Source organism: Amycolatopsis sp. NPDC004747, assembly GCF_053601335.1.
The window spans coordinates 32,493-48,342 of sequence record NZ_JBSGBQ010000028.1; the positions used below are offsets into that span (position 1 = coordinate 32,493).

Below are 15,850 nucleotides of genomic sequence, written 5' to 3' on the forward strand. Positions count from 1 at the left end.
GAGAAGCGCGGATGACGGTGAGGTTTACCGGGGTTCAGCCGTTCGGTCACGTCTCCGGCCAGATCGACTTCACCGTGGCCGGCATCGGTGACATCGACCTGCGCAACGAAGCACACATCGGCTGCATCAGGTTCACCCCCGGCGAGCGGCACATGGCGATCGCGTTCGACTTCGTGTCCGAGCGACCGGGTGACGGCCGCACGATCTCGCTGGAGTTCGGCGAGGTCGAGGTAATCCGCATCGAGCCGTACCTGCCCACCGGCGTCGACCCGGGCTACGGGCACGCCCTCCTCTTCGGCATCGGCCATTGGACCGCCGCCGACACAGGCCGATCGGGCTTCACCGTTTCCACGACGACGTTCGAGGTCGAGTTCTACGCGGTGGAGCTGAAGGCCACGGTGGTCTGACCGAAGGACCGTCCAGGTGGCCGCCGGCCCGGCACAACCGCCGGCTGGTGGCCACCTTCGCCGTGGACTTTCCGCCCACTGGCGCTGTGGGCGGCGGGTCAGTCTTGTCGTGGATATCTCTGGCAAGGTAGGGCGCGCGCAGGCTTCGACCGCGCTCTCCGTCGGCGATCCACCAGCGCTGATCCACCAGTTGGGCAAATCCACCGTCGTCGCCGATGCTCGTCCGACTCGGCGATGCCGACTGAACGGGGTCATCGCACCGCTGATCCGGCGGTCGGGCGCCGTCAGCAACCCGGCGTCCTCGAATCCCGCCAGGCCGTCGTCCTCGATCTGCTGCCGGTGCCGATGGATGTCCAGATCGGACTCGCGAACCAGTCGTTCAGCCTCGACCCGATAGGCCGTGAGCCGGGTCGAGGTGTCGATGGTGGCATCCCGCTCGCTCGAAGTGTCGGGTCTCCGAAGGCGAACTCGCCCCGCGGCCGCGGGGGCGACCCAACGTGCCGGGCGGCTGGGGTGAGACCTGTTCACCAACCGGTACGGCGGGCCCGTTACGCCCGGGGCAGGTGACGCACACCTTCAGGCGGTCAGTCGCGGAGGCGCCGCGAGCCTGTCGGTGGCCGCAGGTGACGCTCGGGCGCTCCGGCATCGTGCTCACAGCCGACACCTACACCAGCGTCCTGCCCTGCCTGGCTTACCGCGCCGCCGAAGGAAGGAAGCGGCGGCCGAAAAAGAAGAACCCGGCCGGCAAGCGCTGCCTCGTCAGACCCCACACACGATCAAAGCCCACCCGCTGAATCCTCACGATGGAGGAACCCGCAGATGGGCTTCGATACTCTGGAGGTGCGCCATCAGGGACTCGAACCCCGAACCCGCTGGTTAAGAGCCAGCTGCTCTGCCAATTGAGCTAATGGCGCCGGTGTCTGCCGGAGGCTTCCCTCGGCGACGTGGAAAAGATTAGCACCCCTCTCCGGGCCCGGTTTCAGGGGGGTCCCCCAACCCGGTTTCGGCGTTGCTGCCCCGGTGTCGGGGCTGGTCGGGCACACTGTAGCCGGACATTGACGGCGAAACGGGCGGGTGGGCATGCGGGGTATGACGGTGCGGCTGCTGGTGGCCGCCGGGGTGATCGGCCTCACCGTGGGCGGGTGCAGTAGTAACCCTTCGGGTGAACCGCCGCGGGCGACGTCCACTCCGAGCGCCAGTGCTCCCAAACCCGCGCCGAAGCCCGCCGTGCTGGCGCTCACGCCGGCCAAGGACGCCAAGGACGTCGCGCCCGGGGAGCCGGTCAGCGTCGTCGTCCAGGACGGGAAGGTGGGCGCCGTCACGCTCACCAGTGCCGATGGCAAGGTCGTCGCCGGCAAGGCGCGGGCCGACGGCTCCGGGTGGGACTCCGCCGAGCCGCTCGGCTACAACAAGTCCTACAAGCTGACCGCGACCGCCACCGGCACGGACGGCAAGCCGGTGACGTCGGAGTCGGCCTTCAGCACCGTCAAGCCCGCCCGGCAGCTCGACGTCTCGGTCAACCTCGTCGACGGCGAGACCGTCGGCGTCGGGATGCCGCTGATCTTCACCTTCACCGGCAACGTCACCGACAAGGCCGCGGCCGAGAAGGCGCTGAAGGTCACCGCGGAGCCGGCCACCGAGGGCGCCTTCCGCTGGTTCGGCGACAAGCAGGTCACCTGGCGGCCGAAGGACTACTGGAAGAGCGGCACCAAGATCAAGGTCGACGCCGCCGTCTACGGCAAGCCGCTCGGCGGTGGCAGCTACGGCCGGGAGGACAAGGGCGCCACTGCCACCGTCGGCGACAAGCTCGTCGCCGTCGCCGACGGGCAGACCCACCAGATGACCGTCACGATCAACGACAAGGAGGTCAAGACCATGCCGACCTCCATGGGCAAGCCCGGCCACAACACGCCGCGGGGCACCTACACCGTCATGAGCGAGCACAACGGCTACACGATGAACTCCGCCACCTACGGCGTGCCCGAAGACGCGCCCGGCGGCTACAGCACCTTCGTCCAGTACGCGGTCCGCCTGTCCTGGAGCGGCATCTTCTACCACTCCGCGCCGTGGTCGGTGCGGCAGCAGGGGCACAGCAACGTCAGTCACGGCTGCCTGAACCTGTCCACCGAGAACACGAAGTGGCTGATGGACACGTCCAAGAAGGGCGACATCGTCACGGTGCAGAACAGCGGCGGCCCGAAGCTCGAGCCGACCGACGGCTGGAGCTTCTGGCAGCTGTCCTGGGACGAGTGGCGGACGGCGGCCAACTAGCCCGAGTCGCGCACCAGCTCCCGCGCCTCGGCCTCGGTGGACACCGCGGGTCCCGAGCCCCACAGCGGCTCGTTCGCCGTCTCGCGGCTGAAGTACACCGCGACGGCGCCGATCGCGCCCGCCGCCATCAGGTACCAAGCCGGCCAGAAGTCGTGGCCGGTGGTGGAGATCAGCGACTGCATCACCAGCGGGGTGGTGCCGCCGAAGAGCGACACCGAGATGTTGAACGCGATCGACAGCGCGCCGTACCGGATCGCGGTCGGGAACAGCGCGGGCAGCGCCGCGGGCATCGACACCTCGAAGCAGAGCAGGAGCAGGCCGAGCCCCATCAGCCCGAGGAAGGTGAGGACGAGGCCGCCGTCGTGCACGAGCAGCATCAGCGGCCAGGACAGCACGAGGAACCCGAGGCAGCCGGCCATCATCACGGGCTTGCGGCCGACGTGGTCGGTGATCCGCCCGCCGACCAGGATGATCAGCATCATCACGACCATGACGACGATGATCAGCAGCAGGCCGTGGGTGGCGTCGAGGTGCAGCTGCTCGGACAGGTACGTCGGCATGTACGACAGCAGCATGTAGTCGGTGACGTTGAACACGAGCACCAGGCCGACGCAGATGAGCAGCGCGGGCCAGTACTCGGTGAACATCTTCCAGAACGGCTCGCCGGAGCGTCCCCGCTTCTCGGCCTCCTCGGCGTGCTTCTGGAAGGCGGGCGTCTCCTCCAGCTTGAGCCGCATGTAGAGCCCGATGATGCCGAGCGGCCCGGCGACCAGGAACGGCACCCGCCACCCCCAGTCGAGCAACGTCTCGTGCGGCACCCAGGCCTTCATCCCGGTGACGACGGACGCGCCCAGCACGTACCCGGACAGCGTCCCGAACTCCAGCCAGGACCCCATGAAGCCCCGCCGCTTGTCGGGTGAGTACTCGGCGATGAAGGTGGTGGCGCCGCCGTACTCGCCGCCAGTGGAGAACCCCTGCACCATCCGCGCCAGCACCAGGAGGACGGGCGACCAGACGCCGATCGAGCTGTACGACGGGATCAGCCCGATGCACAGGGTCCCGATGGCCATCATGATCATGGTGACGGCGAGCACCTTCTGCCGCCCGATCCGGTCCCCGAGCGGCCCGAAGACGAGGCCGCCGAGCGGCCGCATCAGAAAGGCGGCGGTGAAGGCCCCGAAGGTCCCGATCAGCCGGACGCCGGGAGACACGGTGGGCGGGAAGAACACCTCGGCGATGGTGTCGGCGATGTAGGCGTACACGCCGAAGTCGAACCACTCCATGGCATTGCCGAGCGCGGCGGCCCCCACCGCCCGCTTGAGCAACGACTGGTCGACGACGGTGATGTCCTCGTACCGCAGCTTCTTCTTGCGACTCCGGATCTTCGGTGCTGAACGTGCCACCAGAACACCGTGCACCGGCATCCGGCCGCTCGCACGCTGAGCCATCCGGTCGTGAGGGTTACCACGAACGGTGGAACGCAAAAACCCCAGCTCGGACCGAAGATCCAAACTGGGGTGATGGGGTGAGCGACGGGTTTCGAACCCGCGACCTCCTGGACCACAACCAGGTGCTCTACCAGCTGAGCTACGCCCACCATCGCCGAGGGATCCGCTTGCGATCACCTCGCTTGCAGTAATCGTAGCGGGTGCCCTCGACCGCCTTTCAGGGGGTCACCTCTGGTGGTGTTCCTGCACTTCAGCGGCCGCGGCCTTGGCTTCGTCGCTGGTGGGGCCGGGCTGCGGGACGAAGGCGACCCGCCGGTAGTAGTCGAGTTCGCCGATGGATTCGCGGATGTCGGCGAGCGCGCGGTGGGCGAGCCCCTTCTCGGGCTTGGCGTAGTAGATGCGCGGGTACCAGCGCCGCACGAGCTCCTTGACGGAGGAGACGTCGACCATCCGATAGTGCAGGTGGGCGTCGAGGGCGGGCATGTCGCGGGCGATGAAGCCGCGGTCGGTGGCGATGGAGTTGCCGGCGAGGGGTGCCGTGCCCGGCTCGGGGACGTGCTCGCGGAGGTAGTCGAGGACGCGGCGTTCGGCTTCTTCGAGCGTCACCGTGGAGCGGCGGACTTCTTCGGTGAGGCCGGAGTGGGCGTGCATCTCGCGGACGACTTCGGGCATCCCGGCGAGCTTTTCCTCGTCGGCGTGGATGACGATGTCGACTCCTTCACCGAGCACGTTCAGCTCCGCGTCGGTGACGAGGGCGGCGATTTCGATCAACGCTTCCTTGCCGAGGTCGAGCCCCGTCATTTCGCAGTCGATCCAGACTAGGCGGTCGGTCACCTGGTGACCCTAACCCGACACGGGGATGTGAAGGGCGTTACCTGCGCGTACGGCGCGTTACGCTCCCGGTGTGGTCCAGGACACATGATCGGGGAGCTGAGAGTGACCGAGCAGGGGTCGCCGGCGAGTGAGATCGCCGCTGGTTATGCGAGTGAGGGTGCCGCGCTGGAGCTGGGCGCGGTGGTGCTCGACGGGCAGGTGGACGCGGCGGCGGCCGTGCGCCTGCCGTTGGCGACGCTCAACCGGCACGGGCTGGTCGCCGGCGCGACCGGGACGGGCAAGACGAAGACGTTGCAGCTGATCTCGGAGCAGCTGTCCGCGGCCGGGGTGCCGGTGGTGCTCGCCGACGTCAAGGGCGATCTGTCCGGGCTGGCCGCGGCCGGCGAGGCGAACGACAAGGTCACCAAGCGTGCGCAGGAGCTCGGCGACGACTGGGCGGGCACGGCGTTCCCGGTGCAGTTCCTGTCGCTCGGCACCGGCGGCAAGGGGTCGCCGATCCGGGCGACGATCACGAGCTTCGGGCCGGTGCTGCTGTCGAAGGTGCTGGGGCTGAACGAGACGCAGGAGTCGACGCTCGGGCTGATCTTCCACTGGGCCGACCAGCGCGGCCTCGCGCTGCTGGACACGAAGGACCTCCGGTCGGTGATCACGCACCTGACCAGCGACGAGGGCAAGGAGGACCTCAAGGGGATCGGTGGCGTCTCGGCCGCGACGGCCGGGGTGATCCTGCGTGCGCTGTCCAATCTGGAGGCCCAGGGCGGCGAGGACTTCTTCGGCGAGCCCGAGCTGGACGTGCACGACCTCATGCGGCAGGCCGGCGAGCTGGGCGTCGTCACGCTCCTGGAGCTGGACAACCTGCAGGCCAAGCCCGCGTTGTTCTCGACGTTCCTGATGTGGCTGCTCGCCGAGCTCTTCGAAGAGCTGCCCGAGGAGGGTGACCTCGACAAGCCGAAGCTCGTGTTCTTCTTCGACGAGGCCCACCTGCTCTTCAACGACGCGTCGAAGGCGTTCCTCGAGCGCATCGAGCAGACCGTGAAGCTGATCCGGTCGAAGGGCGTCGGCGTGTTCTTCTGCACGCAGCTGCCCACGGACGTCCCGAACGCCGTGCTTTCGCAGCTCGGCGCGCGGATCCAGCACGCGCTGCGGGCGTTCACCCCGGACGACCAGGCGGCGCTGGCCAAGACGGTGAAGACCTACCCGAAGACGAAGTTCTACGAGCTGGACACGGCGTTGACGTCGCTGGGCATCGGCGAGGCCGTGGTCACCGTGCTGTCGGAACGGGGTGCGCCGACGCCGGTGGCGTGGACGCGGCTGCGGGCGCCGCGGTCGAAGATGGGCTCGATCGGGGACGAGGCCGTCGCCGCCGCGGTGTCCTCGTCTGACCTGCACGCGAAGTACGCCGAGACGATCGACCGGGAGTCGGCCTACGAGAAGCTGGCCGCGAAGGTCGCCGCCGCGCCCCCGCCGGAGGCCGCGCCCGCTCCCGAGACGCCGGCACCTGCGCCCGAGAAGGACGAGCCGGGTTTCCTCGAATCCGCGATGAAGAACCCGGCCGTGAAGTCGTTCATGCGGTCCGCGGCGAGCGCGCTGGGCCGGGAGATCACGCGCGGGCTGTTCGGCAACCGGCGGCGCTGAAATACCTGACGCAAGCTGTCCGGTATGGCTGGCAGGCTGGCGCCACCTTCGAAAGGAAACCAGTCATGACCAGCACTGCCACCGCGTCGTTCGTCGTCGACAAGTGGGAGCCGCAGGCGACCGACGAGGCCGCGGGCACCGAGTTCGCCCGGGTGGCGATCGCCAAGACGTTCACCGGCGCGGTCGAGGGGACCAGCACCGTCGAGCTGCTTTCGGCGTCCAACGCGACTTCGCGCGCGTACGTCGCCTTCGAGCGTCTCGAGGTCTCAGTCGACGGGCGCAAGGGCGGCTTCGTCCTGCACCACACGGCCGACGACTCCGGCCTGACGCTGAAGATCCTCGCCGGCTCGGGCTTCGGCGAACTCGCCGGGATCAGCGGGACGGCGAGCATCGGGATCGACGAGGGGAAGAACCACCACTTCACCCTCAGTTACACGCTTTGAGCAGCGCGAAGGCCGCTTCGAGAGCCCCCGATTGACTCTCGAAACGGCCTTCGCGTGTTCTCCCGCTCCCCGAAGCGGGGGACGGGCCGCCCCGACCACGGCCCGTCCGCGTCCTAGTTGTTCACGATCTGGTCGACGATCTTCTTGGCGTCGTTGATCGGGATGGCGAACCCGATCCCGACGCTGCCCGCCGCCCCGTTGGCCGAAGCGCTCGGGCTGTACAGCGCCGAGTTGATGCCGATCACGTTGCCCTGGGCGTCGACCAGCGCGCCGCCGGAGTTGCCCTGGTTGATCGCCGCGTCGGTCTGGATGGCGGTGTAGCTGGGCGAGTCCTCGCTCTGGTTCGACGTGCGGCTGAACGGCGAGCGCTGCTGCTGCTCGCCCTGCCCGATGTCGGACAGGTTCCGGTTCAGCGCGCTGACGATGCCCGTGGTGACGGTGTTCTGCAGGCCGCCGGGCGAGCCGATCGCGACCACCGACTGGCCGACGACGAGCTTGCTCGAGTCGCCGAGGCTCGCCGCGGTCAGGCCACTGGCGTTCTTCGCCTGGACCACCGCGATGTCCGCCTTGGTGTCCGCGCCGACCACGCCGGCCTGGTACTTCTTGCCGTCGGACGTGGTGATGACGACGTTCTGAGCGCCGTTGACGACGTGCGCGTTGGTCAGGATCCGGCCGTCCGAGGTGAGGACGACGCCGGAGCCGATGGCCTCGCCCTGGTCGGTCGTGACGTTGATCTGGACGACGCTCGGCGTCACCTTCGCCGCGACGGCGCTGACGTCGCCGGAGGTCGAGTTCGAGACCGGCTGCCCGTTCGCCGCCGGCGTGGTCACCGACGTCGTCGCGCCGCCGGCCGAGTTCGTCGTGAGCCCGACGATCGCCGCGCCGCCGACCCCGCCGACCAGCGCGGCACCGAGCGCGGTCGCGCTGACGATCATCGCGACGCGACCGCCCCTGCGCGGCTTGGCCTTCAGGGCCTCCGGCGCCTGCTGGTGCGGCGGCTGCGGGGTGAACAGAGGGTTCGGCGCGGCCTGCTGCTGGTAGGCGTACTGCGCGTACGGCCCGTACTGCTGGGTGCTCTGGTGCGGCTGGTGCCCACCGGTTGAGGCGGGGCCGGGCCGACTCTCGTTCTCGGTCATGGGACAAGGTTCGCGCCCGCGCTTGTGAACAACCTGTGGAAATACCTCAGGCTTTGCTGAGAAGAATCAGCTGAGAAAATTCAGGTAATCCTCAGGCGTCAGGCGAAGAACGACGGTACGTCGAGGGCACCTCCCGCCGCTTCGAACTCGTCGTGCACCGCCTGCCTCAGCTCGGCGTCGCCGAGGTAGTCGGCGGCGGTCAGGGCCAGGCCCAGCGCGCCGTCGCGGACGCCCGCGTCACCGGTCTCCGAGCCGGCCGCGGCCGCGAATTCCTTGGTGTGCAACGCCACCGTCGGACCCGAGACGGCGAGCATGGGGTGCAGGGCCGGCATCCGGTACGACAGGTTGCCCAGGTCGGTGGAGCCGGTCAGCGACTCCGGCACGATGCCCGGCGGGAGCGGCTTGCGGCCGGTGATCACCTGGTTGGCCGTCCAGCGCCCGGCCAGCGCCGTGTTGAACCGGATCGGCAGGTAGGCGGCCTGGGCGTCCCAGGTCAGCTCGACGCCGCAGCCGGTCATCGCCGCGGCGCCTTCGGCGATCGACGTCATCCGGGCGGCGAGGTCGCGCAGCGTCTCCGGGGTCTGGGACCGGAGGTAGAACAGCAGCGCGGCGCGGGCCGGGATGACGTTGGGCCGGGCACCGCCGTCGGTGAACACGCCGTGGACGCGGTCGCTCTGCGGGAGCTGCTGGCGCAGCGCCGAGACGCCTTGGTACGCGGCGACGGCGGCGTCGAGCGCGTTGCGGCCCATGAAGGGCTGGGCGCTCGCGTGGGCGCCGACGCCGTGGAAGACCATCTCCAGCTGACGCCGGCCGAGGAACGGGTGCAGCGCGATGTCGTGGCTGAACGGGTGCAGCATGATCACCGCGTCGACGTCGTCGAACACCCCGGCGCGGGCGAGGATCTCCTTGCCGCCCCCGCCTTCCTCGGCGGGCGTGCCGATCAGGCTGACGCGGCCGCCGAGCCGTTCGGCGACGGTGGCGGCGCCGAGGAAGCCGCCCGCGGCGGTGGTGCAGATGACGTTGTGGCCGCAGGCGTGGCCGAGCCCCGGCAGCGCGTCGTATTCGGCGAGGACGGCGATGTGCGGGCCGTCTCGTTGCGGGGTGCCGACGCGCAGCGCGGTGTCGAGCCCGCCGACGCCGACCGTGGCCTCGTGGCCGTGGCGCCGCAGCAGCTCGGCCAGCGCGCGCACCGACCGGTGCTCGGCGAAGCCCTCCTCGGGGTGGGCGTGCAGATCTTGGCTCAACGCCACCAGATCGGGTGAGCTGCGTTCGACCGCGGCGGTCACTTCGGCCCGCGTCGCCTCGTCCGCGCCGGCGTGCGGCGAGGGCAGCGGTTCGGCGGCCGCGACGGCGTCGGCGGTGGCCTCGACCAGGGAACGCAGGTAGCTGTCGTCGGGCGGGACGGGTTCGGCGTGGGTCATGGGGCGATGCTAACCGGCACCCCCGACAATCCGCGGCGGTCAGCCGAGCCGGCCCGCGACGATCTGCGTGACACCGGCGTACCGCTCGGTGATCTCGGTGCAGCCACGAGCGCGCAGGTTCGCCGCGATTTCGCCGCGGTCGAACGTCTTCTGCCCGCTCACGATCCCGCCTGCCGTCTCGAGCAGGCGCGCGGGTTGCCAGTTGCGGCGAGCGCTCGTCAGCAGCACGATCCGGCCGCCGGGCTTCAGCACGCGCACGAAGGAGTCCAGCGCGGTCTCCGGCTCGGCGAACATGTGCAGCGCGGCGAAGCAGCAGACGGCGTCCACTGTGGACGGCTTCAGCGGCAGGTGCACGGCGTCGGCGCGCAGGTAGGCGACGGTGTCCGGGCCGCCTTCGGCGACGGCCTTGGCGAGCATGGTGCGGGCGCCGTCGAGCCCGATCGCCAGCCCGCCCGGACCGACGGCCGCGCCGAACGCGCGGGTGAATCGGCCGGTTCCGCAGGCGACGTCGAGCACCGTGTCGCCCGGTTCGAGCCGGAGGAGGTCCCCGGCGAGCCGGACTTCGCCCGCCATGCTCGGTCCGGACGGGCCCTTGAGCGCACGACCGAGTGCAGGGCGCCAGTAGTGCTCGTAGACCCGCGGGAGCAGGGTCGTGCGCATCAGGCGCTGCGTGAGCCCGGTCGGCGGGCCGGCCTGGGCCGCGGCGCCGAGCAGGTCGAGATAGCCGTCTTCCGCTACGGCCGGTGTCCCGAGCAGGGACGCGAGGCGGTCGGATGCGCTGGTCGGCACGGGTTCTCCTCGACTTCGGATACCGGCAGTATGCCAACTTCCCGGCCACTCGATCGAGTGAACAAATCCGGGCTCAGGCGTTCGACCCCCGGAATTGTCGGACCCCCTCCCTAACGTCGCGGGCAAGGTTCCGGTCCGATCCGAGGAGGACAGATGACGACGATTTCCCGTCCCTGCGGCGAGATCGCGGTGCACGGCGAGTTCGACCTGGCCGCGGCCGCCCGCTTCCTGACCGGCTTCGCCCCTGCCGGGCAGCCGGATTCCGAGCCGGGCGCGTTGCGGGTGGCGTTCGCGCTCGAGGGCGCGTGGACGCCGGTGGGAGCGGTGCTGCGGCAGAGATCGCCGGGGGAGCTCGCGGTGGAGGTCCACGGCCCGCCCGAACACACCGAAGCCGTCGTGGCGCAGGTGCGGCGGATGTGCTCCCTGGACGTCGACGGCACGGCGTTCCCGGCGGCCGGCGCCCACGATCCGGTGGTTTCGCTGCTGCAGGCGCTGCACCCGGGCCTGCGTCCGGTCCTGTTCGCTTCGCCGTACGAGGCGGCGTGCTGGGCCGTGCTGAGCCACCGGATCTGGATGACGCAGGCGGTCCGGCTGCGCCGTCGCCTGACCGAGCGCTACGGCGCCGAGGTCGACGTGGGCGGCAGCAGGCTGAGGACGTTCCCGGCGCCGGCCGCGCTGGCGAAGGTGGAGTACCAGCCGGGGCTGCCGGGCCCGAAGCTGCCGCGCCTGCGCGCCATCGCCGAGGCGGCGGCCGAGGGAATGCTGGACGCGGCGGCGCTGCGGGCGATGCCGGCCGAGGAGGCGCTCAAGCACCTGCAGCTGCTGCCGGGCGTCGGCCGGTTCAGCGCGGAGCTGATCCTGATCCGCGGCGCGGGTCACCCGGACGTCTTCCCCCGCGGCGAAACCCGCCTCCACGAGATCATGCGCGACGCGTACCACCTCCCGGACGCGGGAGCCGCGGAGCTGGCGGAGATCGCGGAGGCCTGGGCGCCGTTCCGGAGCTGGGTGTCGTTCCTGTTCCGGGTCGAGGGCGAGGCCCGGATGCGGGAGTCGCGATGACCTGACCGGCCCGCGTCCCGACTGCCCTGCGGTTCCGAACACGGAAAGGAGATCGCTACGACCCGATACCGGAAGCCGCGATGCGGACAGCGGTGGGGACTCACAGTAGCCAGATATCGCCTGTGGTGAGGTGTCCGGGTGAGCTCGCCCGTTCCCCTCGCACCAGGCGGCCAGTCCGGTGACGCCCTGTCGGCCTTCCGCGCGGCCGCCGCCGCTGACACCTCGCCGGCCGGTTCGCTGCTCGAACAGGCCCAGACCCCCGCGGTGATCACCCTGGTCGCCGGCGGTGTGGCCCTGCTGGTGGTGCTGGTCGGCGGGACGGCGTGGCGCCGGGCGCGCAACGTCGTGACGATGGTGCACGAGGCCGGCCACGCGCTGGCCGCGGTGCTGGTCGGACGCCGTCTGCAGGGCATCAAGCTGCACTCGGACACCTCGGGCGTCACCGTCTCGCGCGGCAAGCCCGAGGGGCCGGGCATGGCGTTCACGGCGATGGCCGGGTACCTGGCGCCGTCGGTGCTGGGGCTGCTGTTCGCCGGCCTGCTGGGCGCCGACCTGGTCGGCACGGTGCTGGTCCTGATCGCGCTGCTGCTGCTCGGCGTGCTGGTGATGGTCCGCAACGCCTACGGGGTGTTCACGGTCGTCGCCAGTGCGGCGGTGCTGGCGCTGATCGCGTTCGTCGCGCCGGTCGAGCTGCAGGCGCCGTTCAGCTACCTGGTGACGTGGTTCCTGCTGTTCGGGGGCATCCGGCCGGTGGCCGAGCTCCAGATCAAGCGGCGCCGAGGCCAGGCCCGCGACTCCGACGCCGACCAGCTGGGCCGCCTCACGGCGGTCCCGCCGGTGCTGTGGGTCCTGGTCTTCGCGGTGGCCACGATCAGCTGCCTGATCGCGGGTTCGCTGTGGCTCCTGGAGCCGGTGGCCAAGTAACCGCGGCGCCCGTGGCCGCCCGGCAACGGGACCCTTGGCGCGGCCGCCCGGCCTCGGGGTCTGGTGCGCGCGGGTTAACGTCCGCGGTCACCGGTCGGGAGTCACGCGTCCGGCGAGGGTGCGTGCCACCTCGGCCCCGGTCGCGAGCCACGGCCTCCGGCGCGGCCGGCGGCCTCGGGAGGCTGGCGCGGGCGGGTTAACGTCCGCGGTCACCGGTCGGGAGTCACGCGTTCGGTGCGGGTGCGCGCCGCCTCGGCCCCGGTCGGAAGCCCCGGCGCGGGCGCGGCAGCACCCCGACACCGGTCGGGAGCCTGGCGCGGGCGGTTCAACCTCCGCGGTCATCGGTCGGGAGTCACGCGTCCGGCGCGGGCGCGCGACCACCCCTGGCCCCGGTCGCAAACCACGGCCTCCCGCGCGGGCGCGGCAGTACCCCGACACCGGTTGGGAGCCTGGCGCGGGCGGGTCAACGTCCGCGGTCATCGGTCGGGAGTCGCGCGTTCGGCGTGGATGCGCGCCACCCTGGCCACGGTCGGGAGTCCCGGCGCGGGCGCGGCAGTACCCCGACACCGGTCGGGAGCCTGGCGCGGGCGGGTCAGCCTCCGCGGTCATCGGTCGGGAGTCACGCGTCCGGCGTGGGTGCGTGCCACCTCGCCCCGGTCGCGAGCCACGGCCTCCCGCGCGGGCGCGCGAGCACCCCGGCACCGCGGTGACCGGCGGTGGAGCCCCTGGCCGCTCCCGGCGGCGCATGCGGCAAACTGGTGGTCCGCGCGGAGAGGGAGACGTAACGATGGACGAGGTCGCCAAGGCTGTCGAGGAGTGCGCACGGGCGGCGAAGCTGGCTGCTCCGTCGCTGGCTGCCGCGAGCGCCCAAGCCGTCGACGCCGCGCTGAGCGGGATGGCCGAGCGGCTGCTCGCGCACCGGTCCGAGATCCTCGAGGCGAACCAAGCCGACGTCGAGCGGGCCAAGGCCGACGGGATGAGCGCCGGCCTGCTCGACCGGCTCACCATCACTCCGGAGCGGCTCACCGGCATGGCCGAACAGCTGCGGCTGCTCGCCGGCGCGCCGCACCAGGAGCGGTCCGTCGACGTGTCCACCCTGGACGGCGGCCTGCGGCTGGTCGAACGGCGGCGGCCGGTCGGGGTCATCGGTGCGAACTACGAGGCGCGGCCGAACGTCACCGTCGACGTGGCCTCCCAGCTGGTCAAGTCGCGCAACGCCGGCGTGCTGCGCACCGGCTCGGCCGCGCTCGGCTCGGCCCAGCGGCTGCGGGAGGTCGTCATCGCGCCGGCGCTCGCGGAAGCGGGCATCGACGCCGACTGCGTCCAGCTCGTGCCGCGCGTGGAGCGCGAGGCCGCGTCCGCGCTCGTGCGGCTCCCCGGCCTCGTGCCGCTGGTGATCCTGCGCGGCAGCGGGGACAGCACCCGCGCCCTGGCCGCCGAAGCGGCCGTCCACGGCGTGCGCACCCTCGCCCACGCCGATGGCGGCGGTGTCCTCTACGTCGACCGCGGGGCGGACGTCACCAAGGCGCGGGACCTCGTGTACGCCAGCCTCGACCGGCTGGGCGTCTGCAACCGGCTGAACCTGCTGCTCATCCACGAGGACATCCACGACGACGCCTGGCCGGCGATCTCGGACGCGCTCGCCGAGCGCGGGGTCACGCCGTCGCTGGCCCCGCACGAGCACGCCATCGGCTACGAGTGGGCGCTGGACTCCGAGCGCGAAGCGACCGTCACCGTCGCCAAGGTCGGCTCGCTCTCCGACGCCGTCGAGATCGCCAATGAGCGCACCTCCGGCCTGGCGGCGGGCATCACCACCGAGGACGAGTCGGCCGCCGACGCCTTCTTCGACGGCTACACCGGCACCGGCGTCTTCTGGAACGCCCCGACCCGGCTCCTCGACGGCTTCAAGCTGCTCGCCGTCCCGGAAACCGGCATCAACCTCGACAAGGTCCCCGGGCCCCGTGGCCCGGTGACCTACACCGACCTCTACGTCCGCCAGTACGCCGTCCTGCCCGCCTGAACCGGCCGGAAAACCGGGTCAGCGCGTCGGCGGGACGCCGGCCAGCTTGCGGAGCTCCTTGACCGTCTCCGCGGCGTTGGTGACCAGCTCGGTCCGCTCGTCGGCGTCGCTGGAATACCGGTAGATCGCCGTCGGTCCGTCGCTGATCGCGATCGCCGCGACCAGGCGGCCTTCGGGGTCGCGGGTGAGCCCGGTCGTCACCGACACTTCCCGGCCGACGGTGTCGACCGTGGTGAGCGTCCGCTCCTTGTACCAGCCTCGCGTGGTCATGTTGGGCAGCTCCGGGGGAATGGGCACGACAGGGGGATACGTCGTAGGACGCGGAGACCGCCCCCGGCGTTACGGCATACTGGGCCGGGTGATCTCCCGGCCGCACGTCCTGCTGTCCGCCGCGCAGTCGCTCGACGGCTACCTCGACGACACCTCGCCCGAGCGGCTCGTACTGTCCACAGAGGACGACTTCGCGGTCGTCGACCGGTTGCGGGCCGAGGCCGACGCGATCTTCGTCGGGGCCGGCACGGTGCGGGCCGACAACCCGCGCCTGCTCGTCCGCTCACCCGAGCTGCGGCAGCGGCGGCTGGACCAGGGAAAGCCCGAACAACCCGTCAAGGTCACCGTGACCACGCGCGGCCTCGACCCGGAAGCACAGTTCTTCACCGTCGGGGACACCGAAAAGATCGTCTACGCCCCGCCCGGCGCCGCGGACGGGCTCAAGCACGTCGCCACCGTCGTCGACGCGGGGAATCCGCCGGACTTCGGGCGCATCCTCGACGACCTCGGCGCGCGCGGCATCGGGCGGCTGCTGGTCGAGGGCGGCGGCGGGATCCACACGCGCTTCCTCACCGAAGGCCTCGCCGACGAACTGCGGCTCGCGATCGCGCCGTTCTTCGTCGGCCAGCCGGACGCGCCGCGGTTCACCGGGCCCGGCCGGTACCCGCGGCCGCTCGTCCTGACCGCCGCGAACGCCCTGCAGGGCATGGCGATCCTCGAGTACCGCGCCGCCGCCGAACCGACCGGACGGGACGTCCAGCGCCTCAAGGAAGCCATCGCGCTCGCCGCCGAGTGCCCGCCCAGCCACACCTTCCGGGTGGGCGCCGTGATCACCGACGCCGACGGCGAGGTCGTCGCCACCGGGCATTCCGGCGAGGGCGAACCGAACAACCACGCCGAAGAGGCCGCGCTGGCCAAGTGCGCCGGCGACCCGCGCCTGGCCGGCGCGACCGTGTACAGCTCGCTGGAACCGTGCAGCCACCGGAGTTCGCACCCGCGCAGCTGCACCCAGCTCATCCTCGACGCCGGCATCCCGCGGGTGGTGTTCGCCTGGCGGGAGCCCGCGGTGTTCGTCGACGCCCAGGGCACCGAGCTGCTGCGGCAGGCCGGGCGGCACGTGGTCGAGGTGCCCGCGCTGACCCCGGAGGTCCAGCGCGAGAACACCCACCTCGACTTCTGACCCGCAACGAGGC

General features: G+C 71.2%; 14 protein-coding genes and 2 tRNA genes. 8 read left to right on the forward strand and 8 right to left on the reverse strand.

All coding sequences use genetic code 11. The features are described 5' to 3' along the window. Window positions 1-11: 11 nt before the first annotated feature. Window positions 12-407, forward strand: coding sequence for a hypothetical protein (locus ACWEGE_RS34930; protein WP_449664744.1), 396 nt, complete (start codon window positions 12-14; stop codon window positions 405-407). 841 nt (window positions 408-1,248) lie between these two features. Here ACWEGE_RS34930 and ACWEGE_RS34935 read toward each other — a convergent pair. After that, window positions 1,249-1,321, reverse strand: a tRNA-Lys gene (locus ACWEGE_RS34935). 175 nt (window positions 1,322-1,496) lie between these two features. Between ACWEGE_RS34935 and ACWEGE_RS34940 the strand changes: the two genes are divergently transcribed. Further along, window positions 1,497-2,678 carry a L,D-transpeptidase gene (locus ACWEGE_RS34940; protein ID WP_449664745.1) on the forward strand — a complete coding sequence of 394 codons (1,182 nt, stop codon included), beginning with the start codon at window positions 1,497-1,499 and terminating at the stop codon, window positions 2,676-2,678. Here ACWEGE_RS34940 and proP read toward each other — a convergent pair. From proP to orn, 3 genes are all read right to left on the reverse strand, one after another. Then, a complete protein-coding gene (proP, locus tag ACWEGE_RS34945; protein WP_449664746.1) occupies window positions 2,675-4,081 on the reverse strand; it encodes a glycine betaine/L-proline transporter ProP in 1,407 nt (468 codons plus the stop codon). The two genes, ACWEGE_RS34940 and proP, sit on opposite strands and share 4 nt — an antisense overlap. Window positions 4,082-4,199: 118 nt before the next feature. Continuing rightward, window positions 4,200-4,275: transfer RNA gene (locus tag ACWEGE_RS34950), tRNA-His, on the reverse strand. 76 nt (window positions 4,276-4,351) lie between these two features. Continuing rightward, the gene (orn, locus tag ACWEGE_RS34955; protein ID WP_449664747.1) at window positions 4,352-4,960 is read right to left on the reverse strand and encodes an oligoribonuclease; all 609 of its coding nucleotides are present in this window, start codon (window positions 4,958-4,960) and stop codon (window positions 4,352-4,354) included. A 102-nt stretch (window positions 4,961-5,062) separates the two neighbouring features. Between orn and ACWEGE_RS34960 the strand changes: the two genes are divergently transcribed. Both ACWEGE_RS34960 and ACWEGE_RS34965 read left to right on the forward strand, forming a co-directional pair. Next, the gene (locus ACWEGE_RS34960; protein ID WP_449664748.1) at window positions 5,063-6,595 is read left to right on the forward strand and encodes a helicase HerA-like domain-containing protein; all 1,533 of its coding nucleotides are present in this window, start codon (window positions 5,063-5,065) and stop codon (window positions 6,593-6,595) included. 65 nt (window positions 6,596-6,660) lie between these two features. Then, window positions 6,661-7,038 (forward strand): DUF3224 domain-containing protein, encoded by a 378-nt coding sequence (locus ACWEGE_RS34965; RefSeq protein WP_449664749.1) that lies wholly within the window; start codon window positions 6,661-6,663, stop codon window positions 7,036-7,038. Between the two features lie 113 nt (window positions 7,039-7,151). Here the strand turns inward: ACWEGE_RS34965 and ACWEGE_RS34970 are convergent, their stop codons facing one another. From ACWEGE_RS34970 to ACWEGE_RS34980, 3 genes are all read right to left on the reverse strand, one after another. Continuing rightward, the gene (locus ACWEGE_RS34970; protein ID WP_449664750.1) at window positions 7,152-8,174 is read right to left on the reverse strand and encodes a S1C family serine protease; all 1,023 of its coding nucleotides are present in this window, start codon (window positions 8,172-8,174) and stop codon (window positions 7,152-7,154) included. A 98-nt stretch (window positions 8,175-8,272) separates the two neighbouring features. Beyond that, the gene (locus ACWEGE_RS34975) at window positions 8,273-9,595 is read right to left on the reverse strand and encodes a M20 family metallopeptidase (protein WP_449664751.1); all 1,323 of its coding nucleotides are present in this window, start codon (window positions 9,593-9,595) and stop codon (window positions 8,273-8,275) included. A 39-nt stretch (window positions 9,596-9,634) separates the two neighbouring features. After that, window positions 9,635-10,384, reverse strand: a complete 750-nt coding sequence (locus tag ACWEGE_RS34980) for a class I SAM-dependent methyltransferase (RefSeq protein ID WP_449664752.1) — start codon at window positions 10,382-10,384, stop codon at window positions 9,635-9,637. Window positions 10,385-10,537: 153 nt separating this feature from the next. Between ACWEGE_RS34980 and ACWEGE_RS34985 the strand changes: the two genes are divergently transcribed. The 3 genes from ACWEGE_RS34985 to ACWEGE_RS34995 all read left to right on the forward strand — a co-directional run bounded on the left by ACWEGE_RS34985 (window position 10,538) and on the right by ACWEGE_RS34995 (window position 14,387). After that, complete coding sequence (locus ACWEGE_RS34985) at window positions 10,538-11,443, forward strand: DNA-3-methyladenine glycosylase 2 (protein ID WP_449664753.1); 906 nt, start codon at window positions 10,538-10,540, stop codon at window positions 11,441-11,443. A gap of 138 nt (window positions 11,444-11,581) precedes the next feature. After that, window positions 11,582-12,367 carry a M50 family metallopeptidase gene (locus ACWEGE_RS34990; RefSeq protein ID WP_449664754.1) on the forward strand — a complete coding sequence of 262 codons (786 nt, stop codon included), beginning with the start codon at window positions 11,582-11,584 and terminating at the stop codon, window positions 12,365-12,367. A 787-nt stretch (window positions 12,368-13,154) separates the two neighbouring features. Beyond that, a complete protein-coding gene (locus ACWEGE_RS34995; protein ID WP_449664755.1) occupies window positions 13,155-14,387 on the forward strand; it encodes an aldehyde dehydrogenase family protein in 1,233 nt (410 codons plus the stop codon). Between the two features lie 18 nt (window positions 14,388-14,405). Here ACWEGE_RS34995 and ACWEGE_RS35000 read toward each other — a convergent pair whose 3' ends face one another. Beyond that, window positions 14,406-14,684 (reverse strand): hypothetical protein, encoded by a 279-nt coding sequence (locus tag ACWEGE_RS35000; protein WP_449664756.1) that lies wholly within the window; start codon window positions 14,682-14,684, stop codon window positions 14,406-14,408. 61 nt (window positions 14,685-14,745) lie between these two features. Between ACWEGE_RS35000 and ACWEGE_RS35005 the strand changes: the two genes are divergently transcribed. Further along, window positions 14,746-15,837: a dihydrofolate reductase family protein gene (locus tag ACWEGE_RS35005; protein WP_449664757.1), complete on the forward strand. Its 1,092-nt coding sequence runs from the start codon at window positions 14,746-14,748 to the stop codon at window positions 15,835-15,837. Window positions 15,838-15,850 lie beyond the last annotated feature (13 nt).